The organism is Chlamydia poikilotherma, assembly GCF_900239975.1.
In the GTDB taxonomy this organism is placed as follows: domain Bacteria; phylum Chlamydiota; class Chlamydiia; order Chlamydiales; family Chlamydiaceae; genus Chlamydia; species Chlamydia poikilotherma.
In genome coordinates this window covers 916,353-941,467 of record NZ_LS992154.1, presented here as the reverse complement: position 1 = coordinate 941,467, position 25,115 = coordinate 916,353, and the positions used below count along the sequence as shown (strand labels likewise).

The window sequence follows — 25,115 nt, the reverse complement described above, 5'->3', positions numbered from 1 at the left end:
GTTAAAATAACGTGAGCTGCTGTACTTTTTCTTGGGTTTGTTTAGAAGTTACTTCCGGACCTTCTAATTGACGTAAGATCTGTTGTGCTCTCGATATCACACAAAGAGGAAAGCCAGCAAGTTTTGCAACATGTATTCCGAAACTTTTCTGGGAAGACCCTTTAAGAATTTCATATAAAAATACAGGTTGTCCACCATTTTCTCTCACACCTGCGTGGAAATTTTCTACATGTGGGCAATGATTTTCTAAATTGGTTAATTCTTTATAATGCGTTGCAAATAGGGTTTTAGCTTTTTTGCCTTCAGTGAATAAGAGATATTCTACAACAGATTGTGCAATTGCCAAACCGTCATAGGTGCTTGTTCCCCGACCGACCTCATCAAGAATGACCAAAGAACGATCGGTAGCATTGTGTAGGATATTGGCAGTTTCTGCCATTTCCACCATAAATGTTGACATTCCTTTAGATAAATTATCTCCGGCTCCTATACGCGTGAAGATCTTATCAATCATTCCAATATGTGCTGACCTTGCAGGGATGAATGAGCCCATTTGTGCCATGATGACAAGCAGAGCGATTTGTCGAATATATGTGGATTTTCCAGCCATATTTGGTCCGGTGATTAAAATCATTCGGGTTCGTGCACTGTGCATTTTTATATCATTGGGGATAAAAGTCCCTCTATCTAATAGAGTTTGTGCAACAGGATGAATCCCTCCTGATATAGATAGAGAACCACTAGTATCTACAACAGGACGACAATAGCCATACTCTGCCGCAAGATCAGAAAGAGAGAGAACGTAATCTGTATCTGCTATTACTTGGGATAAAGCAAGAATAGCATCGCGTTGTTTTAGAATTTGCGAACACAAATCTTTGAATAATTGAGTTTCTAGCGTTTGCAATTTATCAGAGACATTGAGCATGTCATCTTGAAATTCCTGTAATTTTTCTGTTGTAAAGCGCTCAGCATGGAGACGTGATTGTCGCCGAATAAATTCTTTAGGTAATAGAGGAGCAAAGTCACTGCTTACCTCTATGTAATAGCCTAAAACTTGAGAATAGCAAACTTTTAGTTTTTTAACTCCCGTTTGCTTGCGAATGGTTTCTTGATATTGCCACAGCCATTCTTTGGAATTCTCACGAGTATAACGTAGTCGTTTAAGATCAGGATGATGATCATCAGAGAAAATATTTCCTTCAGAGATTTTTAAAGGTAGTTCTCCTAAAAGTGCTTCGGAAAGCAATTCTAAAAGAGAAGCTATACCGATAACAGGTATAAATTTCCCCTGGAAGAATTCTGGTAAGGATAGAGGGGAAAGTATTTCACAAATACGCATACTCGCATTTAATGAATCGCGAAGCATGCCTACATCTTTAGGACCTGCTAATGCCGTAGTGACCTTCGTAATTAAACGTTCTAAATCGCGTACTTGAGAGAGAAAAGCTCTTAGATTTTTTCTTAGTTCCGGACGATTCAAGAGAAACTCTACAGCATCTTGACGTAATAAGATTTCATTTTGATCATAAAAAGGATTTACTAGGGTATGGCGTAATAATCTGCCTCCCATAGGAGTGCAGGTGCGTTCCATAACATGTAAAAGAGAGCTCTTCCCCTGAGGATCGTGAATTGGATTTAAAAGCTCAAGATTTATCTGAGACGCAGTATCTATGAGAAGGTGTTTTTGGTGTCCATGTGTTTTAGGTATGGAAATATGTTCAACAGGTAAAAGAAGTTTGTCTTGAAGATAGGAAAGTAGGGCTCCAGCAGCATTAATAGCGGGAACTAAACCCTTGAGCCCGAAACCATCCAGGGACGATACTTTGAAATGAGAAGATAATTTTTGTGTGGCAAATTGATGTTCGAAAGCCCAATCAGAATAGGTAGACAAGGTAAGTTTTAAATGTTGCTGGATTTGCTCTACAATATCAGAATGTTTTTTATAGAATTTAGCACAGCTTAAAATTTCTGTAGGAGCTAGACGACAGATTTCATCAATGATATCCTTCATATTGTCGTATTCTTGTAATAGAAACGATCCTGTAGAAAAGTCCAGACACGAAAATCCAAATAGAGCGCCAACACGATTAATAGAGACAATGTAGTTATTTGCTTTTTCTGGGAGTAAGGAAGAGGAGAGTAATGTTCCTGGGGTGACAAATCTTTGCAGTTCTCTAGATAGGGGTTCAGATTTCCCCTTATTGTCATGTGTTTCATCAAGCTGTTCAGCAACAGCGACTTTAAATCCCTTGCTTACCAAACGATCTATATACCCATTTATTGTAGATACAGGAATTCCGCTCATAGGGATTCCTTGCCTTTGTGTAAGGGTGAGATCTAAATTTTGAGAGAGCAAAATCGCATCGTCATAGAAAGCCTCGTAAAAATCCCCCATGCGAAAGAGAAGGAGAGACTCCCCAGCTTGCTCCTTACATTCATGCCATTGCTTCATCATAGGTGTAGGTTTTTTTGATGTCATAGTTCTTCTTTGTGAGGAAAAATATTATCTAGAGATTAACCTAGTCGAGTGGAAAACAACTTAGAAATGTTGCATTCCGTAAATTCAATAACTGTTGGTTAGATTAGCAAACTCATGTAAAAGACCATAGAGATTTTGCCGAATTTTCCTATGCGTTAGCTAGGTAGATTACTATATTTATTCTTCAGGATCAAGATGGGTTTCGTCTGGAGTTTGATTGATTGCTAATTCACAAAATGAGCTGTCTTTCATTTAAAGCAGTGAATATGGCATAACCAAAGAACAGCCAAGCTTATAACTTATGTATACAGAAGAAAGTTTAGATAATCTTAGACACAGCATTGATATTATCGAAGTGCTTTCGGAACACCTCCATTTAAAAAGAAGCGGAGCTACCTATAAAGCGTGTTGCCCTTTTCACGTAGAGAAAACGCCTTCTTTTATTATTAATCCAACAGGAGCCTACTACCATTGTTTTGGTTGCGGGGCTCACGGTGATGCTATTAGTTTTTTAATGAATCATCTTGGATATACATTTAGTGAGGCTGTTCTCACTTTATCAAAGAAATTTCATATAGATCTTGTTGTCAAAATTAAGGACACGCCATCCCCATTCCCTACAGGAGCTAAAGATGAATTGCGTCAAATTAATAGTGAGGCAGAAAAACTTTTTCGTTTTTGCTTGTATCAACTTGCTGAGGGTAGAGATGCCTTGCAGTATCTATATCGTCGAGGGTTCTCTCCAGATACTATAGATCGTTTTCACTTAGGCTATGCTCCAGAGCAAAGCTTGTTTATCCAAGCAATGCGGGAAAGAGATATTTCCGAACCACAACTCGAGAATGCAGGCTTTATAGGCAATAAATGGTTTTTATTTTCTCGAAGAATCATTTTCCCTGTTCATGATTCTCTAGGACATACTATAGGGTTTTCATCTAGAAAATTTTTGGAAAATACACGAGGGAGTAAATATGTAAATACTCCTGAAACTATTATTTTTAAAAAGTCCCGAGCTCTTTTTGGATTGCATCTATCTCGACGAAGAATAGCCAAAGAAAAACGCGTCATTTTAGTTGAAGGTCAAGCTGATTGCTTGCAGATGATAGATTCGGGATTTAACTGCACTCTTGCGGCTCAAGGAACTTCTTTTACTGAAGATCACATAAAAGAATTAAGCAAGTTAGGGGTTCTTAAAGCTTATTTACTTTTTGATGGCGATGATGCTGGAATAAAAGCCGCTGTTCGTGTTGGAGACATGTGTCAGACAGTGGGTATTGCTGTTATGGTCTGTCGTCTTCCTAAAGGTGAGGATCCTGATTCCTTTTTAATGCATAAAGGAGCTCGACTGCTTGGAGAGTTATTGGATCAAAGTGAGGATTATCTTACTTTCCTCATTAGTGAAAAAATTCGTGTTTATCCAAATTTTTCCCCTAGAGAAAAAGCCTTAGTAATAGAAGAGAGCATTACGCAAATTAAAAAATGGGGGAATCCTATTGTTGTATATGAACACCTCAAGCAATTAGCTTCTTTAATGATGATTCCGGAAAGTATGGTATTTTCCTTAGCAAAATTAGAATCTGGAATCACGCCGGCTAAAACTTCCGTAGCTAATAAAGAGAAACTACCAAAAATTCATTCCGATATAATTATCGAAACCGATGTTTTGCGATGCATGCTATTTTGTAAAACCTATAACATTAGCATTCCTCATACGGCGAAAAATTATTTCACAGCCATGGATTTCAAACATCCTGAATGTAGGAAGCTATTTTCCCATCTGATTGAATATTACGAAAAACATCATAGTAACCTTCCTTTTGATGAAGCTTTATCATTGTTAGAAGATAAAGTAATTATAGAGCTTCTAATAAAACGACGCATGAATACCGATTATCTTGAGACTGTATTTGTACAATCTTTACAAAAGCTAGCAGATCGTCAGTGGAGGGAACAACGGCACCCTCTCTCAGGAAAGTCAAAAAATTCTCAGGAACAAAAACTCTCTATTCTTGAAGATTATGTACGTTTACGGAAAGACAGGATTATAGTGACCCTCCTAGATCCTCAGGAGTGTTAGCTATATGGTTTCATCTTAAGATATTTATATCAGCGAAAAGAATTATTAACTTTTTGTAAAGATTGAAAAATTAATAAGTTTAATATAAAATATTGCCTTGTTAATTTATTAATTTGTTGGTTTTTATGAGAACTTTTAAGTTTCTTTTGCCAATACTTGCCTGGGCTCTGTGCTCCGGAAGCATGATAACAGAATCAAATCATACACGAGGCATTACTGTCTCAGAAGCCGTGGGGTTAGCGGCTGCGCGTTGTGGTTCTTTAGCTGGCCGTGCTGGCGAGCTTGCTAAGGCTGCCGGCTTTGGTTATGGAGCTTCTGTTTTGCTTCAAGAATGGCAAAATCAACAGGCTGTAGAACTAGAGACATTGATAGCAAGAAATAGCGTAATCTAGAGTCTCTTCTCGTATTTTGTAATGTTATTTCTACAAGTAGTAGTGATTTTATATCCCCGTTATTTTATCTTTGCTTGCGGAATATCGGAGAGGCTGGTGATTGCTTAGAAATCCTGGTCCGGTATGTTTTGTGAATTTTGATAAGCGGGGAATAGGTTTATGCGTTTTTATTGCTTTGTTCTTTTTGTATTAGCATCTCTACCTACTTGGGGTAAAGAGTTGCCTTTAAGAGGTCAGGAAGATACTGTTTCTGATAAATTCTCTCCTCCAAGGTACCTTGAACTTTCTAATGGCGAAAGATTATACTATTCATATCCTGCAGCTTTAGAAAACGCTAAAGATAGCGGTAAGTGCTGTATATTCGTGTACTTTAATCCGACTTCAAAAAAAGTATGGACAGACATCACTAAAAATCTTTGTTTCCCCATTGATTTAGCTAATGTATTTAATATTGTGGTTATGCAACCAGGCTTCGTTAGCCCTAAGGATTTCTATCCTAAACTGGATCCCATGGTCTTATATATGGCTGATTTTCAGGACCATTTTTGGGAATTAGATCTTCAAGAGCCTTGTGTGATCCTTGTTACTATAGATGCTAAAGGCCACGATAGAGTGGAGAGGGTTCTTAATATTCCCACCCCACTTTCTGTAGATTCAAAATCATAAATTTCTATGTTCTAGCATTATCAGGTGTATAGTTCTCTATGCGCCTGATAATTAATAACACACGCTTTATTTCTATTTATTTTGATTAGATAATCTAAGTCATTACTATTTTAAAATTAGAATGCACTATCCTTAAAACTAAGGCTTTGATATTCTTCCCCCAATGTTTCCAAAAAACTAGCAATGGAGGTGCCTTATGCACATCTTTTTATCCATACTCTCACTGTTGTTAGCCCTACCAGCCATTGGAGGAGAAACTTCTACATCATTGAAAGAAGAAGACCAGCAGGTCGAAGACCTTTCAGTGAAACACCCTTCTATATTTTATTCTTATACTGATTGCTTAGTGTCGATAAGACAAGACGGCAAAAATACTATGATTGTCCTATATAGCGATGAAAAAACAATAGCATTTCAACCGCTATACAGCATAGCTATAAATATGGAAGAATCTGTTCTCAATAAATACGCAAAGTTTGTTGTATTGAGCCCTACGGGTATTAATTTATTAGTCTATCCACCAGTTCCTGATCCAATGCTTGCTAAAATTGCAGAATTTAAAAAGCAATTTCCAGAAGTTCAACCTCTCGAAGGAACATACCTAGTGACTATTTCTGTCACTGATAATGATGAAAAAATTATGGATATTGCACCAATCGAAGTACCTTTGGAAAATTCTATAAAACCTATTATCTCTGTGCGTTAGTAATAAAATATCTTTTTTTCTATCGGTATCCCGACATTTCAATTTTAAAATCGGGATATCTTTTTTCTATGTCTCGTGGTATCCTAGGAGGCATTTTAATTAGGAAAAGTAGTTTTATGCGTATCTTATTAGCTTTATTATCATGTTTGTTAATCCCATGTCAGCTTGTTCAAGCTACTGAAGAAACAAGTTGTCCTGTAACTTTAGAAAGTTCTACTTCTCATGTTTTTGAAAACTATGACGAAGCTCTAACACATGCTCAGAAGGAAAATATTCCTTTAGTTATTGTTTTGATGAGTGATACTCACAAAGAGGTGTTAGATGAACTTATCACGGATGGATTGGATCTTAGTGATTTCTTTGGGTTTTCATTAGAGGATATGGCGGCTATAGTTGTTTTACAACCTAAAGATGGGGATGAGAAAGATTCTTCTGCGATTGACGATTTCAAGAATAGATTCCCTGGTTCAGAATTTCCTGAAAATTCCGGGCTCCTCATGGTAACTATCCTAGTTGAAACAGATCAGGAAACACTTCTAGATATCACTGAACTTAATCTTTAAGATCTATGTATTGAGATGAGAGAAGTGAGAAAGTGGCCGTAGATAAAATCTATAGAGCCACTTTTTTTATGCCTAGGGATAGTTTTATGTTTTTAGTGCCTCCCAACAATAGGGAGAAAATTTCTCCATAGCAGTCAACAATAGATGAATACGTAAGTTTTTCAACTCTTCATCTCCACTAGTAACATGTACTTCATTTAAGAATATATTGATGCTATCAGTAAGTTCTCCAAGACTTAGGAAGTAGTCTTCTTTACTATCCTTTATTTTTACAGACGCATCAAAGTGATCGAGGGCGGCTTTAAGCCGAGATTCTTGCATCTCAAGTTGAGTCTGCGTATGCGTGCTTATAGAGAATTTCAAAGAGGCTAAGATTTTTTTCAAACGGTTATGGGTCGTTGTGATTTTTTCAAGAACAGTTTTCTGACTATTTTTTATACTCTGAATTCCTTTTGCTGATTTTATAATCTCTACAGGATTCTTCTCAGAAGTATCAGAAAATACAGTAGCAATTTCATCTTTGCTAAATCCTAAAGAAGCCATAAAGGTTTTTAATCTTCCCCAGATGAACGCCAAAATATCACGGATAGTCGCGGGTTTGTCCCAGGTAGTTTCTTGAACAGTGGATGGGAAGTTATCTGCTAAATGATGTAAGAGGTTCTCGAGATTTAAAGACACTTCTGAAGCATGTAACAATGTAAGAATCTCTAAAGATTGACGGCGCAAAGCATAAGGATCATGAGATGAGGTGGGCCGTAGATTTAAGATGAAACAAGAAAGTAAATTATCAAAACGATCTATTATGCTTAGTAATGTTCCTGTAGTGGAGATTGTTTGACCATCGGTAATATGGCATAAATGTTCTCCCACAGCTACTGCAGCTGCATGGGATAGCCCAGCATGTTTTAGGTAGTATTCTCCCATGATTCCTTGTAATTCTGCGAATTCATTAACAACAGCGGAGACCAGGTCTGCTTTACAAAACTCTATTGCTGTTGTTATATCTTCTTGAGAAGATAAGGGCATAAGTGGATAAACAATCTCTTTATGAGCTTTTAATCTTTCTACTTTGTCATAAAGGGAACCGAGAGCTTCAAAGTAGGTAACAGCTTTGAGTTTATCCACGAAGGTAGTTAATGATGTTTTCAGATCCTGAGCAAAAAGAAAATCGCCATCAGTAAGGCGGGGAGTTAGGGCTTTTTGATTTCCTTCAATGATAATGTCATTGGGACAATTATCGCATACCAAAATAAACTGATTAGTAATTTCGCCCGCAGTGTTTTGTGTGGGAAAGTATTTTTGATGATTTACCATTTCAGCGATTAACAATTCCTTAGGTAGGGCACAGAACTTTTGATCAAACTGCGCGCATGTAACAAAAGGATGTTCAGTAAGGAAAACTGTTTCTTCAAGTAAACGAGGATTCGCAATCGGAGAGATATTATTAGAACTATGTGATTTTAATCCCTGTTCGATAATTTCTCGACGTTCTTTATGTGAAACTATGACACAAGCATCGCGTAAAGTATCAACATAATGTTCACAAGAAGGAATAGGAACTTCTCTAGGATCTAATTGTCGATGACCATAAGATGTGTCTGAAGCTGTTACTTTTCCAAAAGAGAAGGGAAGAATAGATGTTCCATATAGGGACACTATCCAGCGGATAGGTCGTGCATATTCTACACCACTATCGTCATAGACCATTTTCTTGGGGAATTTCATAGAATGAATTAGTTTGGGTAATTCATTAGCTAAGATTATTGCGGTATCTTTATGCTTTTCAGGATGTAGAAGGAATAGATAGTTTACAGAATTAATCTCACGGATTTCGAATAGAGAGTATTGAGAGAGATCATTGTAATGATGGATAGGCACATTATGAGAAGTAAAAAATTGTTCTCCCTGTGCAGTAACCTCTCCGGAATCATTAAATAACGAAGAGATTGCAGGCCCTTTTTTCTCAACAGCCTTTTGCACAGCTGTGGGTTCTAATTTGTAAACTAGTAGAGCAAGTCTTCTTGGAGATCCTAAGACCTCCAGACTTTCATAACTAATATTATAATCAGACAAAAGCTTCTTTGCTAAAGATTCTAACTGTTGAATTCCAATGGGAACAAAGGTTGCAGGCAATTCTTCAGAGCCAATTTCTAATAAAAAATTTTCTGCTTTTGCAACTTTAGGGCAGGGAAGAGTCTGTGAGGTTATATCTTTATGAGCACCCCACTTGTGCAACAATGGGTAATTTAAAGAAGCTCGCCAATCTACATAACCATCCGCAACAGCGCGGGCTAATTGACGAATTCTAGTAATGTAACGTGTACGTTCTGTAACAGAAATTATACCCCGGGCATCAAGGATATTAAAAGCATGGGATGCTTTGATGACAAAGTCGTAAGCAGGAGCTGGTAGACCTTGATCTAAAGTGGCGAGTGCTTCTTGAGCAAAATCTTCAAAATGTTTTAGCCACATTTGTGTATTCGCGACATCGAAATTATATTTACTCCATGCTTTTTCAGAAGCTTGAGTAATGTCCCCGTAGGTGAGCTCGTCATTCCATAATACATCAAAAATAGAATTTTTCTTCTGTAAATACATGGCGATTCTCTCAATGCCATACGTAATTTCCCCGCTAATCGTATCGAGAGGCTTACTTCCTATAGCTTGGAAATAGGTTAGCTGGGTAATCTCCATGCCATTTAGCCATACTTCCCAACCTAAACCCCACGCACCAATCGTAGGATTTTCCCAATCATCATGAACAAAACGAATATCATGTTCACGAAGATCCAAACCAATAATCTGCAAAGACTCTTTATACAAAGAGAGAAAGTCTGTGGTGACAGGTTTAAGAATCACTTGAAGCTGATGGTAGTTTTGTAAGCGGTTAGGATGCATGCCATAACGACCGTCTTGAGGGCGTCTTGAGGGCTCCACATATGCAGTTTTATAGGGCTCAGGTCCTAAAGCGCGTAGAAAAGTTGCTGGATTAAATGTCCCCGCACCTACTTCTAAATCATAACCCTGATGAATCACACACCCCTGTTCGCTCCAGAACTGCAAAATTTTAGCAATCATAGCTTGTAAAGTAAGAGGTTGTGACATGATAAAACTCCGATAACAAATAAGGTCTGAAAAAATCTGTTTATCCAAATATCAGACGACATCTGAAATATAGATTTTTTCTAGGAATAAAGGCAAAGATACCACTACAAATAAAAACAAACAATACTAAGAGAGGAACTAGGGAGCGTCCTATAGAAAAAATACCGTCTTCAAAAAATAGTTTTTTTATCATTATAACATTCAGTACTTGCGCTCTAATTCTTATCTATTTAATTTGTTTTTTAAGCATTCGTTTAGTGCTGAGGTTCCGGTTTAAGTAATTTTTTGATAGAGGTATGGGGTGGGACTGCCTAATTATCTAACTTTTTCCCGGCTATTTATAACGCCAATTTTCATGCTACTCTATCTTAAAGGAAAGTGGCTCGGAATTACTCCTGTAGTTCTTCCATATGTTTTACTCTCTCTTTTAGGGCTCTCAGAGCTTACAGATGCTATTGATGGGTATATAGCTAGGAAATTTTCTCAAGTCACAGATTTGGGGAAGCTTCTTGATCCGATGGCGGATAGTATTTATAGAATTTCTCTCTATCTAACATTCACTCAGCCCCCTGTGAATCTCCCTTTAATTCTTGTTTTTATATTTTTAGCTAGAGATTCTGTAATTAGTACATTACGCACGGTATGTGCTTTTCGAGGAGTTGTCCTTGCAGCTAGGGCGAGCGGAAAATTAAAAGCTATTTTACAAGGTATAAGTTTTTTATTGATTTTACTTGCTATGATTCCTCACTCACTAGGAATGATTTCTGAAAGTGATTTGGAATTATTCGCTTCGGTAGTAGGCTCTATCGTTGCTATTTATTCTGTATGTTCAGGAGTTGAATACTTCTGGGTGAATAAAAATCATGTATTACAAAGAGGGAAATCTAAAGATCATAATAGAGAATTATAGATTCCTAAATAATGCATACCCATTGTTGTTAGTCCTGAAGACCGCAACATACCTTCTTCTACAATTTGGAACCATACGTCTGGTTCGTTTCTGTAGGTAGTAACTGCTAGAGTTAGCATGCGAAGAAAGTCGTTAAAATTATCTGTCTGGGAAAAGGTAAAGCCATTAATTCCTGTAACAACAGTATCAGCAAGACCTCCAGTAGATCTAGCTAAGGGTACTGTTCCGTAACGCATTCCAATGAGTTGAGTGAGACCACAAGGCTCAAAATGCGATGGAATGCAGATCATATCCGCAGCCCCGTAAACTAATCGGGCTAAAGGATCATTGTAATCTAAGATAATTCGGATATTTGGAGAAGTTGTTAACGATTCTTGTAGATTTGTAAATTGGCGTTGAATTTCTTCATCAAAACATGTTCCTACGATAATTAAGGAATAGCTATTTTCCATGGCATGAAGAATAGCTGCTTTCATAAACTCAGGACCTTTTTGCTCTACGATACGAGAGATTACACACATCAAAGGAGAATATTCAGAAGAGAGTCCTAATTTTTCATACAACGCTATTTTATTTTCTTCTTTCTTTGTGAATAAGATATCAGGAGCTTCAAGTAAATCCTTACCATAATTCACAATCAAAGAGGCATCTGTTTCGGGATTCCAGATATCTTCATCTATACCATTTAAAATCCCACAGAAAGCATGACGTTTAGCCATCAAAGCATCGTGCATTTCATAATCAGAATAATCATTAAGCATATCCTGAGCGTATGTAGGGGATACAGTTGTAATATAATCAGAACAATATAGAGCACCTTTGAGTAATACACTTATTTGCGGATCTCTATACAATTGATAGTTACTTAACCCGAAATCACTGATTCCAGATGCTCCTAGTAATTGTGTACTGCAATAACCCCGATAACTAAAGTTATGAATTGTAAAAATTCTTTTTGGATAATGTGGGAGATTAGGTTCTTTTAAAAGTCCTGCTAAGAGTCCCACATGCCAATCATGCATATGCACGATGTCAACACATTCTAATTTTTGAATATAGGCTGCTGCCGCAGCCGAAAAAGCGCTGAAACGTAATGTGTCGTCCTGAGTATAGATAGTCGATGTTGAGAAAAGATCTAATTGAGAATCCAATTTAATTATTGTAAGAATCATCCGTTCATAGGAATAGGAAATAGAAGAGGCATTCTGTCTTCCTAAAAATTCATAAGAAAAAACTTTCTCATCAATTACTTGAGAGGAGAAAGAGGGAGTTATGAGGGGGAAAAAAGGAAGTAATATTTCAATATCATGATTTACAGATAATGCTTTTGATAAACCATAAACAGCATCACCTAAACCACCAGCTTTAATAAAAGGAGCAAACTCAACTGTAGCTTGTATGATTTTCATGACTCTCTCTTTTCACAACTTATCTATGCGTCATACCAAGCAAAGAACAAAAATCACAAGACGAAAAGGCCTATTTTTTGACGCAATAGTTTGACGTTATGGTAAAATTCTTAATGACTTTGTAATTTTCCTATTTTCAAAAACTGAAGATTAGATAAACTGTAGCCTGATGCTGGGGTGTAGCCAAGCGGTAAGGCAGCGGTTTTTGGTACCGTGCATCGGAGGTTCGAATCCTTTCACCCCAAGGTTTCTTGTTATTTCTTTTTTTTATTATCCACGTCATTTTTTACTGTTTTGTTAAGGAAAATCTCATTTTAGGGAAAAGATTGACTTTTTCCGAGATAGAGCTATAATTTTGCCTCGAAAACTGTTCAGATATATGTTCTAGAGATGACAGTCGACGGTCCCCAGTAAAACACATTTTAGCTCTAGGAGTCAGTGTTTGGCTGAGGGTTCTTTTAGCTCAAGATTATGGAGAATAGCACATTATGGAGCTCGTAGTTACAAGTCGCGAGACTGATAAAAAATCTTTGCTTAAAAAAATTCGTCAAACAGGAGGAATCCCTGCTGTTATTTATTCAGGCGGAAAGAGCTTAGCTAATATCGTTGTTGACGCTCACGTATTTAGTAAATTTTTATCTGGTCTAGAAAGCGGTGCGCTATCTTCTACAATTTTTTCTTTATCTTACGAAGGTCGTACGATTAAGGCCTTAGTTAAAGATATTCAATATCAAGTTACCTCATACAGAGTAATTCACTTAGATTTTGAAGAACTTATAGAAGATCGTGATGTGAAATTAAATATTCCAATTCGCTGCATTAATGCTGTGGATTGTGTTGGCGTTAAATTAGGTGGATCCTTAAGACAAGTTATCCGTGCTTTACGCGTCGTATGTAAACCTAAAGATATTGTACCTTGCTTAGAACTGGATGTTCGGTCGTTGGGATTATCTCAGACAAGGAAGCTGGCTGATATTAATATCCCTGCAGGACTTCGTCCGGTTACTTCTTTGAAGGAAGTTGTTGTAACAGTATCTAGAAGATAATTTTAATTATGACGATGCTGATTGCTGCCATAGGGAATCCGGGGCGTCAATATACATGGACGCGGCATAATATAGGGTTCCTCTTTGTAGACAAGCTGCTTCAAGGATTTTCTAGAGCTCAGTTTAAAGAAGCTCATAAATTATTTTCTGATATTGCCAAGGTGGAATCGCCACAAGGCCCCATGGTTTTTATTAAGCCTAGGACTTATGTTAACCTAAGCGGTAAGGCTGTTTCAGCAGTTAAGGAATATTATAATATTGCGACGGACCATATTTTAGTTCTCGCTGATGACGTGAATCAACCTTTCGGTAACGTGCGTCTCCGCCAGAACGCAGGAGGCGGTGGTCACAAGGGGATAAAAAGTATCACGCAAAGCTTAGGTTCGAATGATTACTGGCAAATGCGTTTAGGTATAGGTCGACCTCAAAGAGAAGATGTAGAGTTGTCAGACTTCGTTCTCGGACAGTTTACTGAAGAAGAACAGATTGGAATACAATCTTTATTTATCGAGGCCAGTGCGTTGTTTTCTCAATGGTGTTCTGGGACTCAAACTGCCTAAGGAATCCTATAAGTAATTTTTATAGACTAGGATATCTTAGGGAAATACACTACTCTAGCTATGTTTAGGAGTTTTTAATGAAAGAAAAAAGAGCCCAACTTTACGAAGGGGCGTATGTATTTAGCGTTACTCTGAGCGAGGAAGCTAGACGCAAGGCTTTGGAGAAGGTAACTTCAGGTATCACAAATTATGGTGGTGAAATTCTAAAAATTCATGATCAAGGACGCAAAAAATTAGCGTATACTATTCGTGGAGCTAGAGAGGGTTACTACTATCTTATTTATTTTACAGTAGTTCCTGGAGTAATAGCCGAATTATGGAAAGAATATCATCTTAATGAAGATCTTCTTAGATTCTTAACCCTTAAAACTGATGCGGTTAAAGAAGTTTTAGAGTTCGCATCATTACCAGAATAATTTTTTAAGGAGAAAACATGAATAAGCCTGTTCATAATAATGAACACAGAAGGAAGCGTTTTAATAAAAAATGCCCTTTTGTTTCCGCAGGTTGGAAAACAATCGATTATAAAGATACGGAAACTTTAAAAAAATTCATTACGGAAAGAGGTAAGATCTTACCTAGAAGAATTACAGGTGTCTCTTCCCGCTTCCAAGGTACACTTACCCTAGCTATTAAGAGAGCTCGTCATATAGGGTTACTACCTTTTGTAGCAGAAGATTAATTTAGAGGAAGAGAGACAATATGAAACAACAACTACTTTTACTCGAGGATGTTGATGGTTTAGGCCGTAGTGGCGATATCGTAACCGCACGTCCTGGATATATCCGTAACTATCTTATGCCTAAAAAGAAAGCCGTTATAGCTGGAGCGGGAACCTTGCGATTGCAGGCGAAGCTAAAAGAGGAACGGTTACTACGTGCTGCCGAAGATAGAGCAGAGTCTGAGAAATTAGCAGAAGCGCTCAGAGATATTATTCTTGAGTTTCAGGTTCGCGTAGACCCAGATAACAACATGTATGGTTCTGTCACAATTAGCGATATTATTGATGAGGCAGCTAAGAAAAATGTTATTCTTACACGTAAGAATTTCCCGCATTCTCATTATGCAATTAAGAATCTTGGGAAGAAAAGCGTGCCTTTGAAACTTAAAGAAGATGTTACCGCAACTTTATTTGTTGAAGTGTCTTCTGAGAGTTCATACGTCACTGTTCTTAATCAACAGCCGGCTCAAGAAGAGACAGCTGCTGAAGAATCAAACTAGGCATTTATGGTGAGGGGAGAATACTTCTCACCTATAAAAAAAGCAGTTTTATGGATCTTTTTTCTCCAGCAAAACTAAACCTTTTTTTAAAGCTTCATGGCAAGACTTCTCATGGTTTCCATGAGATGACTACGCAGTATCAAATTATTGATTTCGGAGATAATCTGTATTTAGAGAGTAGTAACGAGGATACTCTTATTTGTAATCTACCGGAATTAAGTACTCCACACAATCTCATATGGAAAAGTCTTCAGATTTTTAGAGACTACACCGAGGTAAATGATCCTGTAACCTGGAGATTGGATAAGCGTATTCCTATAGGAGCTGGCGTAGGTGGCGGTAGTAGTAATGCTGCAACAGCACTCTATGCTTTAAATAAGCATTTCCAAACACAATTATCCAACGATGTCCTTCAAGAATTGGGAAAAAAGATAGGTATGGATGTACCTTTATTTTTTTCATCAGGATCTGCCATAGGCATAGGTTGTGGTGAAGAGATTCTTCCCTATGAAGATTACAATTGTGAAGAGCGATATGTGTTATATTTTTCTGATGAAGGAGTGCTTACTAAAGATGCTTTTTCTTATTTACACCCTGATGATTTTTCCCATAGGGAAGAAGATATAGCTTTGTACAGGAAAGAAAATGATTTAGAGAAGTCCGTATTTCGTTTTCGTAAGGATCTTGAAGAGAAAAAACAAATGCTAAAAAGGATATGGAGTCCTTTTCATGCTCATGTCGGTATGTCTGGAGCTGGGGCAACTTTATTTGTAAGCTATCCCATAGAAATAGAAACAGATCCTTCTGTAGTCCAAGCTATTCATACTACTATTCAAGATAGTCACGGTTTGCTTGTAAATAGTCTGCGCAAACATAGCGGTGAATGGTTTCTGAATCGCAATAATTTATTTACAACAACAAGATAATAGTGTGCCTTCGGCAACGGAGGCTATCTTACTTGCCTCTACAGAAAGAGTACTTTCAGCTTGACAAACTTCATATGGCTGATCAGTATTTTCTTGCTCAGGTGAAGATTTAAGAACATACGAAGAAGCAACAGTAATTCGTTGAAGAGCTTTTTTAATCTCATCAGTATTGTTATCAGCAGTCAGTAGTGTAATTGTATGCGACATAGTTAGACCCTCATCTCTCTCTTTTACTTATAGAAATAAAAAATTTTTTACAATTTCTTTCCTCCATTCTATTTTCAACAGAGAAAAACTTCTCAATTGTTTACCTTGCTTTCAGGAAAAGGTTTTTGAGTCTTTATTTTTACTCGAAATATCTCTATTGCTAATTATAAGAATTAGCGTCTCCTAGGTTGTTTATGATTTTACCTCAGTATTCTTCATCCTTGAAGACAGGGGCGACTTTACTTTTTTTCTTTTCGATATTACATACGTTTCTTACGCCTTGGCTGTTCAGTCGATGTCAATTATATCAACATAAGAAAATGGTGTTTCCTGAAAGATGGAAGAAATATCTTTGGCTCAGTGAATTCTATCGATTGATAAGTAGGGTAGAGCTAGTTTTTGTTCTTTGGGCAGCTCCTCTGTTTCTATGGTTTCTCTATTCTGAGGGCTATAGAGTGACTATGAGTTATTTCAACAGCAGGAATTATGTATTCTCTCTCTTTATTGTTATTATGCTCATTCTTCTTGAATCGCGACCTATTGTTTATTTCTCAGAACGTATTTTTTCAAATATTGCAAAAATAGGTCGACAATCTCCACGATGTTGGTGGTGGACTCTGATGATAGCCTCACCACTATCTGCGGTGCTTCTTAAAGAAACAGGGGCTATGATTATTGCTGCGACGTTGCTTGTTAGGAACTTTTATAAGTTTTCTCCAACTCCGCGTTTTGCTTACGCAACAATGGGATTACTATTTTCTAATATCTCTATGGGAGGATTAACATCCGCACTGTCTTCTAGAGCTCTATTTATTATTTTGCCCTCGGTGAAATGGGGAAATAGCGTTATTTTAAAATATTTCTGTTGGAAATCTGTAATTTCTATCCTATTGTCGACAACTATTTACTATCTTATTTTTAGAAAAGAATTTAATAATTTTCCTAAGGTAGTAACAAATCCATCTATGATGAATGAACGAGTCCCGAAATGGATTATTTTTGTTCATATTGTTCTTGTTGGTTCTGTAATCCTAGCTAGATCTGTACCATTATTGATGGCTGCTATTTTAATATTTTATTTAGGATTTCAGAAATTTACAATTTTCTATCAGCATGCAATCAACATTTCGAAAGTTTGCTTTGTAGGGCTGTTTTATGCGGGTCTTGTGATTTTCGGAGAACTTCAAGAGTGGTGGGTTTTAGAACTGATGCATAGAATGTCAGATTTTGGTTATATGATTACTTCATATACCCTATCTATATTCTTAGATAATGCTTTGGTGAATTATCTTGTCCATAATCTTCCTGTGGCTACAGATTGTTTCCTTTATCTTGTTATAGCTGGGTGTATGTCTGCAGGAGGGCTTACAATTGTTTCGAATATGCCAAATATTGTCGGTTATCTTATCTTAAGGCCTTCATTCCCATCTTCATCATTATCTTTGGGATGGTTATTCCTATTTGCTTTAGGACCATCAATAATATCTCTGATGACATTTTGGTTTCTTAGAGATATTCCTGAATTCATTTATTGTTTCTTTAGATAGGAAAAACCTAACGGTCTTTCCCATGAATATATACAGGAATTTCTGATCCTGGTTTTTGATTGAGAAATTCTTGGCAATAAGTTTTGAAAGTCATGTAATCCATAGCTTTAGCGGCAATAATCTTTTCATTAGGCAGCGAGAATTGTACAGAAGCTTTTTCAAAGGCCAAGGAAAATAAAGCTGATCCCATGGACTCTAAGGAATATGTGGGGTCAGTGATATTTTTTATATAAGCGTCTTTTAAATCAGAAAAATATTGCTCAGACATTCCAAATTTCTCTGGAGATATAGCAACTCCTTCAATGAACGTTTTTGTTTTTATTACAAGCTCTTGAGGTGTGTAGGCATTAGAACGGATATAAAATAGACCCGAAGGACACAATAAAGGTTCGTGATAACACGCCCCTATGACATAACCTAATTGTTGTTCTGTTCGCAAATGAGCAAAGGCTATGTGGTGTAACCATTTAAACATCATCTCCGTAGCAACAATATGCTCGATAGAAGAGGAATGTTTATCCTGAAGAACTAATAACATAGCATTTCCGGATAAAGGGTAATCTATTTTTATATTTGAGATTTCTTTGTCTTGTCTTTGATAATAGAAAGCATCTGCTTCATACGTAGGGTAGGAGGAAACGAAGTCTTTAACAATAGTTACTAATTCTTGTTCTTGTTTTTTTGAGGGCGGTCCAAGAGCCATGGCTTCAACATGTAGTTGTTCAAACATGATGTTTGAAAATTTTTCTACTTCTTCAAAATCCATAGTTTGAAGGGTAGTCAATTTATCATGATAGGAATAGACATCGTTTAGGGTATAAGACCAAAGCCTATCCATACCTGCTCGTATAGGGCATTCTGAGATCTTTCTTTGATAGGTTTCCATAAGCTGTTGCTTATGTATATCGAATCTTTCTTGATTTATGGATGGTTTTAGGGAAGATAAAATAGATTTCAATAGGATAGGTGCTGTCGTGTTATATCCAGTGATTTCTAAATTCAACCCGTCTCCACGTAAAGAGGTGGAGAAGAAAAGACTAGCTTGAGCTGCTAGATAGTATTGCTTAAGGAGATTTTCATTAATTGCTAGGGAACATAGATCTGTAGCTATTAATGAACGGATATCTTTCCTAGAGATGTTAGGAGAGCGCATGCGCAAATTTATAGTAAGCTTGGGCATTGTATAGAAATGATCTTCACAATAGTAGAAGGTAAGACCGGCATCTTCATATGCTAGCTGAGGTTTGAAGGGGAATTCCTTGTTGTCTATTTTAGATATGTTTGAAACCTCAATATTTTTCGGAATATAGATGTTTGGTTGAGGTAGAGCCATGTGCTCTTGTACAGAAGCCTGTTTGTAAGATTCTAAATCTGGTAGGGATTTTTCATAATAATCCATTTTAAAAATGCTGTCGTAATGCTTTGTTGCATCTTTCCAATTCTCAGGATTTTTTGTTGATAATACATAATGGGCTTGATAGGGATCCGAAAGGATCGTCAGGGTATCTTGTTCTTCTTGAAAAGAATATTGTGGATAAACAAGTGATTGATATGGGTAGGTAGTTAAATCCTCATCTATAAGATCCGCGATTTGTCCCTGAAGAGTTCTAAAAAGATCTGTTTTTGAACTGTAGCAGTATTCTAGGGCGTTGATTGTAGAAATATCTTTCAAACAATATTCAGGAATTCCTTGTTTTTGGATTTGATGTAAATATTTAAAGGTATGGAGCAATACCTTTGAGTATTCTCTCTCACCTTTTTCAGTGAGCTGATAATAGATAGTGAAACTTCCTGTACTTTCTGAAGTTTTATAAAATCCAGAATCAAACTCCGTAATAAGTTTTTCTTCTTTTAATAAAGAGACGAGACTATCTGTTGCTTCATGATTTAACACATAAGCCAGGGCCGCATAACAACCGAGAGAAGCTTGAGATGTGTTATAGAGATGCCAATAAATCTTTATACTTGCTGTGGGTTCTACAGCAGAATTAATATAAAGTTTTCCTGATGAGAAATCCTCTTCAGGGTGAGAGAACGTTTTTTTATGAAGATTATTTTTCTTAGAAGGAATCTTAGCAAAGATTTTTGGGAATTTTTTTACAGCCTTCTCTATTGGCTCTGTTGTATGAACAACAGCAATCATATTTTCAGGATGATAATGCTGATCAAACCACGGATGCATATCCTGAGATCTTACTTTTGCTAAAGTAGATGCATTCCCACATCCGAATCTCTGAATAGGGTGTCCTTTAGGAGCAATAAGTTGTTGAATACGATGTACACGACGAAGATCTTTATTCGGATGCATCGCGAATTCTTGGTTTACAGCATTTTTCTCCCTATCAACGTCCTCCTGATCGAAAAGAGGTTGAATAAATAAGTGGACGAATTGATCTATAGCTTCAGAAAATGCTGAGTTCTTTATAGAGAATAGATAACTTGTTGTATAAGAGCCAGTGTAGGCGTTATACGTGCCATTATTATTACTTAAAAAATGGGAAAATCCGTCACTATTTGGATATTTCTCATTTCCTAAAAATACACAATGTTCTGTTAAATGTGCTAATCCAGGAAATTCTTTAGGATCCGAGGAATTTCCTGTTTTTACTGCTAGAGCTGCTCCTGAAGTTGAGATTCCTGGATTAGAAATTATTAGTAATTGAAGGCCATTTGCACAGATGATTTTGGCAGTTTTTTGATTTGCTATAGATGGGGTAAGAACTTTTAGGGGGCACTGATCGGGGATTGTCCGTGTGTGTTGTTTGCATGCTGTTACTAGTAGAGATAACAGTAAAGTAACAGACAGTGCCTTCCACTTCATTCTTATAATTCCTCATATAGCTGTGTTAAAATGGAGAATGCTTTTTTTGATCTTAATGCTCGTTGACTACGCTTATCACATTCTGAAAGTTCTTCTTCAGAGCATAGATGTTCTAATAAAATCTCCTCTCCAAAACTGAAGAAAAGGGGAGCAAAGAAAATTGCTCGATATTCTCCAATAGCATCTTCTACTGTTGGTGGGGGTGGGAGGATGTCGTAAGTTTTTAATGCGAATGGATAGAAATGAGCGGGTCTTGCCGATGCTTTCGTTAATAATCGAAACATCTCTATGCTTTCTGGTTGAAATTCTGTGGGATAAAGAAGATTTTCATGTGTTTTTCTATCTCTACCTCCTGCAGGAGCTACATAAATAAACTTACCCCCTTCCTTAAGTAGAGTTTTCAATGTTTTCATACTCTTTTGATTATGATGAAGCTTCTCCTCCTTTTGTTCTGGAGGATTATTAATATGACGTCTTGAATAGATGCATAATAAATCACAACCCATACTAAACGGACGTGCTAGGGGATCAGAAGTCACGCGATCTCCTGCTACGAAAATCATATTTTCTACTAGCTTGGGATGAGTTTTTCCTAAAGCATAGTACATCAACTGGGGGTCACATTCTGTTTGATGATTTGCAAGTAGAATAACGTTATCTTTGCGATCTATGAATTCTTGAATATGATCTAGTTGATGAAGATTGTAAATTTTAGAATTCTCATCATCTACAAGAACTGAGAAAAATTGCTTGCCAAAATTAAATAAGTCTACTGGTGAGCGAATTTTCTTATGGTAAGGGGGGAAGATAAAAGGGTCCTTGAGATCCTCAATCACAATTTTCAGCCATTGTAGACATAGTTCCTCTGCTTTCTCCAAAGAACATTTTTTTGTTGCAGCATCAAGATAGTTTTGATGATATATCTGAAACTTCTGATACAAAGGCTCGGGCAAGGATTGATTGCCAAAGGCCTGTAGTAAATACGTAGAAAAATGCATAACCATGCCTATAACTCAATACTCTCTCCTGTAACTAATGAGAAGAATTGGTAATGATTGAGATGAAGCGAGTCCGAAGTATTAATTTGTAATTTAGCTTTTAATTGTTTAGCCAGGCGAATGAGTTCATCATCGTCTTTTTCCTGTTTCATATAACCAGCAATTTCCGGGTGAACAACTAAACATAGATGGGAGTGTTCTTTATGGTTGATCACTTTTTTGAGATCTCTTTCAATTTCAATAACTACACTTTCTGGAGTTTTGATAATTGCATTACCACTGCAGTAAGGACACGTTGTAAATAGTGTTTGCATTAGAGATTCGCGATTTCTTTGACGGGTCATTTCTACGAGACCGAATTCGCTCATACTTAAAATAGTGCAGCGTGCGGCATCATATTTCATATGTTCTTTTAGACGTTCTAAAACACGACGCTGATTTTTACGTGATTTCATATCTATGAAATCGATAATGACCAAACCACCAACATTGCGTAGGCGAAGTTGTCTAGCGATCTCTTCAGCAGCTTCTAGATTGATTTGAACCAGAGTCTCTTCAACACCGCTTTCTAATTGTGTGCTTCTCCCAGAGTTCACATCAATAGTATGCATTGCTTCTGTTTTATCGAAAAATAGGTAACCACCGCTGGAAAGCCAAATCTTTCGCTTTGTTGCTTTATCAATTTCTTTTTCGATATTGAATCGCTCAAACATAGGAATTGAATCACGATAGTATTCAATTTTTACAGCGGAGTCGGGGGAATATTTTTTTAGCATATGCTTACATTTTTGATAGGTGGAATAATCATCAATTAGTAGGCGTTTATAATTCTTATCTATGCAGGTGATTACAGCTTTTTTTAAGATATCGGTCTCTTCATAAAGTAGACAAGGTTGATCTGTGGAGTGGAATTTTTCTAAGATACTTTTCCAAGTTGCAAGCAAGTCATGAGCTTCATTTATTAATGCGTCAGTAGAAGCAAGTACGCTGGCTGTTCGACAAATCAAACCCATATCTTGGGGCATTTCAAAAGAACGAATAAGCTGTTTTAGCTGATCTCTCATGTGGGGGTCTTCGATTTTTCTAGACACACCACGATGAGGAGAATTAGGCAGTAAAACTAAATAACGTCCCGGAATAGAAATATTTGAGGTTAAACGTGCGCCCTTGGTTCCTATAGGTTCTTTAACCACCTGAACTAATACAGGACTATCTAATTTTAATAACTCTTCTATTGGGGCTTCGGTTTTTTCATTGTTTTCTTTGGGGAGAACATCGAAATCCATATCGAACATTTGTTCAAACTTTTTAGAATTTTCTAATACATCTGAAATGTGGATGAAGCCATTTTCTCTTTCATCAATATTAATGAAAGCAGATTGAATGTTTCTTAAGATATTAGTTACGCGACCTCGATAGATGTTGCCTTTGAGTTGTCGAATTTTTTTTCTTTCAATGATGAGATCAAAAAGCTGACCGTTTTTTAGATGAGCGTAGCGAATTTCTTTAGACTCTATATTTAATAAGATGTCGTTTTCCATGGTCTTCCTTGATGCCTAATCCGTCTTTCCTGCTATTGCTCGGATATAATTCGGGAATAGGTTTGTTTGTAGAAGCGGTCTTAAACTTCCTAGATATTTGTCTACTGACTGCGGAAGGAATTATAAAAAAAATAGGTAAAAAATTCTACAGAAATGGTTTATTGATTCTTTTAAATTAAAAATGATAGTTTTATTTATTGTCTCAATAGATTTAAAGTATGTCTTTGTTTTCTATAATTATCTTGTTTGGTAAACTCTTGTCTTCAAACTCACAGTAGCTTTAAACATAGCTTTGAGATTTTCTTATGGGAAACATTGATGATTTAAAATTATATATTTGCCGACTAAAGTTTCCTGGGGAAAAAGAGGTAATAAGATATTCTTTAAATCCAGAGAACATTCGTGAGTCGGGTGAAGAGGAACTTTTCTCTAATCCCATCGAAGTCTCGGGCAATTTAGAAAAGATAGACAATGAGCAATGGATTTTATCCTTAAGCGTATCTACACAATTAGGATTGCATTGTTGTGTTTGTGATAAAAATTTTTTATACTCTGTAGATTCAATAGAAATTTCACATTTGATTTGTCACGAAGATGTCAAATCGGGCGTATTTGATTGTAAAGATTTAATTAGACAAGAACTTCTCTTAGAGAGCGATCATTTTCAAGAATGCAAGAAAGATGGCTGTCCTGAAAGAGTAAATATTGTACAATTTTTAGAAGATAGAAAAAGAATCAAAGGGGAAACCCCTTTTGACAATTTATAAAAGGTGAGAGATATGGCAGTACCACGCAATCGACATAGCAATGCGCGAAAAAATATCCGAAGAAGTCATCATGCGAAAAAAGCTCGTCATGCCGCTGTCTGCAACAACTGCAAGCAAGCTTTTATTCCTCATACGATTTGTACTTCTTGTGGTTTTTATAACGGGAAAGCCGTTATGACTGTAGAAAAGAAATAACAATATATTTGTGTTATGAACGTACAAATTGGCATAGATCTGATGGGAGGAGATCACTCTCCTCTCATTATTTGGGAAGTGCTAATCGATGTACTCAATTCTCGAGCTTCGAACTCGCACATTTCTTTTACTGCTTTTGCTTCTGATGAGGTGAAGGAGCAGATACTCAATAACTACACACATAAAGAATATCCTGAGATAATTGCTTCGGAAGGCTTTGTCACTATGGATGATTCTCCGTTATCCGCTATTCGCAAAAAATCTTCATCCATGGCTCTGGGTTTAGATTATCTTAAAGAGGATAAGATAGATGCATTTATTTCTACGGGAAATACCGCAGCATTGATTACCTTATCTCGAGCTAAAATTCCTGTATTTCCCACCGTTCGTCGTCCAGCTTTACTTGTTCGCGTGCCCACTATGCGTGGTTGTGCAGTCATATTGGATGTTGGTGCTAATGTTTCTGTGAATCCAGACGAGATGTTAGGTTTTGCTCGCATGGGTTTGGCCTATAGACAATGTCTTGGAAAGACGGAACGTCCTACTATAGGTTTGTTGAACATTGGTTCTGAAGAACGAAAAGGGACTGAAGCTCATCGGCAAACCTTTCGTATTCTTAGAGAAACCTTTCAGGATGCCTTTTTGGGTAATATTGAAAGTGGGGACGTCTTTGGCGGCAGTGTGGATGTTGTTGTTTCTGACGGGTTTACAGGAAACATCTTCTTGAAAACTGCCGAGGGTGTTTTTGATTTCCTGCGCCATATTTTAGGAGATAAATTAGAGTCTGATGTGAAACGACAGTTAGATTATACGATTTATCCTGGCTCAATGGTGTGTGGGCTTTCCAAACTTGTAATAAAATGTCATGGGAAAGCTTGTGGAAGATCTTTATTTAATGGAATTTCTGGATCTATAGATTTAGCTCGGGCACGTGTTTGTGAGCAGATTTTATCTAGTCTATCCTAGTCTTTAAGTT

General features: G+C 36.9%; 23 protein-coding genes and 1 tRNA gene. 17 read left to right on the top strand and 7 right to left on the bottom strand.

The annotated features are described in order from the left end of the window. Position 1 precedes the first annotated feature (1 nt). On the bottom strand, positions 2 to 2,482 hold the full coding sequence (gene mutS / locus C10C_RS04195) for a DNA mismatch repair protein MutS (RefSeq protein ID WP_117274575.1): 2,481 nt from the start codon (positions 2,480 to 2,482) through the stop codon (positions 2 to 4). A 301-nt stretch (positions 2,483 to 2,783) separates the two neighbouring features. Between mutS and dnaG the strand changes: the two genes are divergently transcribed. The 5 genes from dnaG to C10C_RS04170 all read left to right on the top strand — a co-directional run bounded on the left by dnaG (position 2,784) and on the right by C10C_RS04170 (position 6,886). Then, complete coding sequence (gene dnaG, locus C10C_RS04190) at positions 2,784 to 4,559, top strand: DNA primase (RefSeq protein WP_117274574.1); 1,776 nt, start codon at positions 2,784 to 2,786, stop codon at positions 4,557 to 4,559. Between the two features lie 125 nt (positions 4,560 to 4,684). Then, positions 4,685 to 4,951 (top strand): hypothetical protein, encoded by a 267-nt coding sequence (locus tag C10C_RS04185; protein WP_174222236.1) that lies wholly within the window; start codon positions 4,685 to 4,687, stop codon positions 4,949 to 4,951. A gap of 159 nt (positions 4,952 to 5,110) precedes the next feature. Further along, on the top strand, positions 5,111 to 5,617 hold the full coding sequence (locus C10C_RS04180; RefSeq protein ID WP_117274573.1) for a CT795 family Sec-dependent secreted effector: 507 nt from the start codon (positions 5,111 to 5,113) through the stop codon (positions 5,615 to 5,617). A gap of 196 nt (positions 5,618 to 5,813) precedes the next feature. Next, a complete protein-coding gene (locus tag C10C_RS04175; RefSeq protein ID WP_117274572.1) occupies positions 5,814 to 6,323 on the top strand; it encodes a CT795 family Sec-dependent secreted effector in 510 nt (169 codons plus the stop codon). A 68-nt stretch (positions 6,324 to 6,391) separates the two neighbouring features. Then, the gene (locus tag C10C_RS04170; RefSeq protein WP_231913635.1) at positions 6,392 to 6,886 is read left to right on the top strand and encodes a CT795 family Sec-dependent secreted effector; all 495 of its coding nucleotides are present in this window, start codon (positions 6,392 to 6,394) and stop codon (positions 6,884 to 6,886) included. A gap of 84 nt (positions 6,887 to 6,970) precedes the next feature. On the opposite strand, the gene C10C_RS04165 is transcribed toward C10C_RS04170, so the two are convergent. Continuing rightward, on the bottom strand, positions 6,971 to 9,991 hold the full coding sequence (locus C10C_RS04165) for a glycine--tRNA ligase (protein ID WP_117274571.1): 3,021 nt from the start codon (positions 9,989 to 9,991) through the stop codon (positions 6,971 to 6,973). A 301-nt stretch (positions 9,992 to 10,292) separates the two neighbouring features. Here C10C_RS04165 and pgsA point away from each other — a divergent pair, with 301 nt between their 5' ends. Beyond that, a complete protein-coding gene (gene pgsA, locus C10C_RS04160) occupies positions 10,293 to 10,901 on the top strand; it encodes a CDP-diacylglycerol--glycerol-3-phosphate 3-phosphatidyltransferase (RefSeq protein WP_117274570.1) in 609 nt (202 codons plus the stop codon). On the opposite strand, the gene glgA is transcribed toward pgsA, so the two are convergent. Next, entirely contained in the window at positions 10,883 to 12,310 is a 1,428-nt protein-coding gene (gene glgA, locus C10C_RS04155) for a glycogen synthase GlgA (RefSeq protein ID WP_117274569.1), read from the bottom strand. The genes pgsA and glgA overlap by 19 nt on opposite strands. 173 nt (positions 12,311 to 12,483) lie before the next feature. On the opposite strand from glgA, the gene C10C_RS04150 reads away from it, so the two are divergent. From C10C_RS04150 to ispE, 7 genes are all read left to right on the top strand, one after another. Then, a tRNA-Gln gene (locus C10C_RS04150) sits at positions 12,484 to 12,555 on the top strand. Positions 12,556 to 12,798: 243 nt separating this feature from the next. After that, positions 12,799 to 13,356, top strand: a complete 558-nt coding sequence (locus C10C_RS04145; RefSeq protein ID WP_117274568.1) for a 50S ribosomal protein L25/general stress protein Ctc — start codon at positions 12,799 to 12,801, stop codon at positions 13,354 to 13,356. 8 nt (positions 13,357 to 13,364) lie between these two features. Further along, on the top strand, positions 13,365 to 13,916 hold the full coding sequence (pth, locus tag C10C_RS04140; RefSeq protein WP_117274567.1) for an aminoacyl-tRNA hydrolase: 552 nt from the start codon (positions 13,365 to 13,367) through the stop codon (positions 13,914 to 13,916). A gap of 77 nt (positions 13,917 to 13,993) precedes the next feature. Further along, positions 13,994 to 14,332, top strand: a complete 339-nt coding sequence (gene rpsF, locus C10C_RS04135) for a 30S ribosomal protein S6 (protein WP_117274566.1) — start codon at positions 13,994 to 13,996, stop codon at positions 14,330 to 14,332. Between the two features lie 17 nt (positions 14,333 to 14,349). After that, complete coding sequence (gene rpsR, locus C10C_RS04130) at positions 14,350 to 14,598, top strand: 30S ribosomal protein S18 (protein WP_011006772.1); 249 nt, start codon at positions 14,350 to 14,352, stop codon at positions 14,596 to 14,598. A gap of 20 nt (positions 14,599 to 14,618) precedes the next feature. Next, entirely contained in the window at positions 14,619 to 15,137 is a 519-nt protein-coding gene (rplI, locus tag C10C_RS04125; protein ID WP_117274565.1) for a 50S ribosomal protein L9, read from the top strand. A gap of 50 nt (positions 15,138 to 15,187) precedes the next feature. Further along, on the top strand, positions 15,188 to 16,063 hold the full coding sequence (gene ispE, locus C10C_RS04120) for a 4-(cytidine 5'-diphospho)-2-C-methyl-D-erythritol kinase (RefSeq protein ID WP_117274564.1): 876 nt from the start codon (positions 15,188 to 15,190) through the stop codon (positions 16,061 to 16,063). Here the strand turns inward: ispE and rbp7 are convergent. Continuing rightward, positions 16,043 to 16,270, bottom strand: coding sequence for a reticulate body protein Rbp-7 (gene rbp7 / locus C10C_RS04115; RefSeq protein ID WP_117274563.1), 228 nt, complete (start codon positions 16,268 to 16,270; stop codon positions 16,043 to 16,045). The genes ispE and rbp7 overlap by 21 nt on opposite strands. Before the next feature lie 194 nt (positions 16,271 to 16,464). Here rbp7 and C10C_RS04110 point away from each other — a divergent pair, with 194 nt between their 5' ends. Further along, positions 16,465 to 17,817 carry a putative Na+/H+ antiporter gene (locus C10C_RS04110; protein ID WP_117274562.1) on the top strand — a complete coding sequence of 451 codons (1,353 nt, stop codon included), beginning with the start codon at positions 16,465 to 16,467 and terminating at the stop codon, positions 17,815 to 17,817. A 7-nt stretch (positions 17,818 to 17,824) separates the two neighbouring features. On the opposite strand, the gene C10C_RS04105 is transcribed toward C10C_RS04110, so the two are convergent. Genes C10C_RS04105 through C10C_RS04095 form a run of 3 tightly spaced genes read right to left on the bottom strand, consistent with a single transcriptional unit; the run spans position 17,825 to position 23,177 of the window. Continuing rightward, positions 17,825 to 20,638, bottom strand: coding sequence for an insulinase family protein (locus tag C10C_RS04105; protein WP_117274561.1), 2,814 nt, complete (start codon positions 20,636 to 20,638; stop codon positions 17,825 to 17,827). 2 nt (positions 20,639 to 20,640) lie between these two features. Continuing rightward, complete coding sequence (locus C10C_RS04100) at positions 20,641 to 21,636, bottom strand: 1-acyl-sn-glycerol-3-phosphate acyltransferase (RefSeq protein ID WP_174222235.1); 996 nt, start codon at positions 21,634 to 21,636, stop codon at positions 20,641 to 20,643. An 8-nt stretch (positions 21,637 to 21,644) separates the two neighbouring features. Beyond that, positions 21,645 to 23,177 (bottom strand): Rne/Rng family ribonuclease, encoded by a 1,533-nt coding sequence (locus tag C10C_RS04095; RefSeq protein ID WP_117274559.1) that lies wholly within the window; start codon positions 23,175 to 23,177, stop codon positions 21,645 to 21,647. Between the two features lie 305 nt (positions 23,178 to 23,482). Here C10C_RS04095 and C10C_RS04090 point away from each other — a divergent pair, with 305 nt between their 5' ends. From C10C_RS04090 to plsX, 3 genes are read left to right on the top strand one after another with little or no spacing between them, the layout of a single operon-like run. Beyond that, positions 23,483 to 23,944: a DUF177 domain-containing protein gene (locus C10C_RS04090; protein ID WP_117274558.1), complete on the top strand. Its 462-nt coding sequence runs from the start codon at positions 23,483 to 23,485 to the stop codon at positions 23,942 to 23,944. 12 nt (positions 23,945 to 23,956) lie between these two features. Next, complete coding sequence (rpmF, locus tag C10C_RS04085; RefSeq protein WP_011006763.1) at positions 23,957 to 24,139, top strand: 50S ribosomal protein L32; 183 nt, start codon at positions 23,957 to 23,959, stop codon at positions 24,137 to 24,139. Between the two features lie 15 nt (positions 24,140 to 24,154). Beyond that, positions 24,155 to 25,105, top strand: coding sequence for a phosphate acyltransferase PlsX (gene plsX, locus C10C_RS04080; protein ID WP_117274557.1), 951 nt, complete (start codon positions 24,155 to 24,157; stop codon positions 25,103 to 25,105). Positions 25,106 to 25,115: the final 10 nt, after the last annotated feature.

What these genes read in the sequence shown, in the direction of transcription:
- rpsR (WP_011006772.1), top strand. Translation starts at nt 14,350, where the DNA reads ATGAATAAGCCTGTTCATAATAATGAACACAGAAGGAAGCGTTTTAAT.
- C10C_RS04165 (WP_117274571.1), bottom strand. Translation starts at nt 9,991, where the DNA reads ATGTCACAACCTCTTACTTTACAAGCTATGATTGCTAAAATTTTGCAG.
- dnaG (WP_117274574.1), top strand. Translation starts at nt 2,784, where the DNA reads ATGTATACAGAAGAAAGTTTAGATAATCTTAGACACAGCATTGATATT.
- ispE (WP_117274564.1), top strand. Translation starts at nt 15,188, where the DNA reads ATGGATCTTTTTTCTCCAGCAAAACTAAACCTTTTTTTAAAGCTTCAT.
- C10C_RS04110 (WP_117274562.1), top strand. Translation starts at nt 16,465, where the DNA reads ATGATTTTACCTCAGTATTCTTCATCCTTGAAGACAGGGGCGACTTTA.
- mutS (WP_117274575.1), bottom strand. Translation starts at nt 2,482, where the DNA reads ATGACATCAAAAAAACCTACACCTATGATGAAGCAATGGCATGAATGT.
- plsX (WP_117274557.1), top strand. Translation starts at nt 24,155, where the DNA reads ATGAACGTACAAATTGGCATAGATCTGATGGGAGGAGATCACTCTCCT.
- C10C_RS04090 (WP_117274558.1), top strand. Translation starts at nt 23,483, where the DNA reads ATGGGAAACATTGATGATTTAAAATTATATATTTGCCGACTAAAGTTT.
- C10C_RS04175 (WP_117274572.1), top strand. Translation starts at nt 5,814, where the DNA reads ATGCACATCTTTTTATCCATACTCTCACTGTTGTTAGCCCTACCAGCC.
- C10C_RS04105 (WP_117274561.1), bottom strand. Translation starts at nt 20,638, where the DNA reads ATGAAGTGGAAGGCACTGTCTGTTACTTTACTGTTATCTCTACTAGTA.
- rbp7 (WP_117274563.1), bottom strand. Translation starts at nt 16,270, where the DNA reads ATGTCGCATACAATTACACTACTGACTGCTGATAACAATACTGATGAG.
- glgA (WP_117274569.1), bottom strand. Translation starts at nt 12,310, where the DNA reads ATGAAAATCATACAAGCTACAGTTGAGTTTGCTCCTTTTATTAAAGCT.
- C10C_RS04185 (WP_174222236.1), top strand. Translation starts at nt 4,685, where the DNA reads ATGAGAACTTTTAAGTTTCTTTTGCCAATACTTGCCTGGGCTCTGTGC.
- C10C_RS04180 (WP_117274573.1), top strand. Translation starts at nt 5,111, where the DNA reads ATGCGTTTTTATTGCTTTGTTCTTTTTGTATTAGCATCTCTACCTACT.
- rpsF (WP_117274566.1), top strand. Translation starts at nt 13,994, where the DNA reads ATGAAAGAAAAAAGAGCCCAACTTTACGAAGGGGCGTATGTATTTAGC.
- C10C_RS04170 (WP_231913635.1), top strand. Translation starts at nt 6,392, where the DNA reads ATGTCTCGTGGTATCCTAGGAGGCATTTTAATTAGGAAAAGTAGTTTT.
- C10C_RS04145 (WP_117274568.1), top strand. Translation starts at nt 12,799, where the DNA reads ATGGAGCTCGTAGTTACAAGTCGCGAGACTGATAAAAAATCTTTGCTT.
- C10C_RS04095 (WP_117274559.1), bottom strand. Translation starts at nt 23,177, where the DNA reads ATGGAAAACGACATCTTATTAAATATAGAGTCTAAAGAAATTCGCTAC.
- rplI (WP_117274565.1), top strand. Translation starts at nt 14,619, where the DNA reads ATGAAACAACAACTACTTTTACTCGAGGATGTTGATGGTTTAGGCCGT.
- C10C_RS04100 (WP_174222235.1), bottom strand. Translation starts at nt 21,636, where the DNA reads ATGCATTTTTCTACGTATTTACTACAGGCCTTTGGCAATCAATCCTTG.
- pth (WP_117274567.1), top strand. Translation starts at nt 13,365, where the DNA reads ATGACGATGCTGATTGCTGCCATAGGGAATCCGGGGCGTCAATATACA.
- rpmF (WP_011006763.1), top strand. Translation starts at nt 23,957, where the DNA reads ATGGCAGTACCACGCAATCGACATAGCAATGCGCGAAAAAATATCCGA.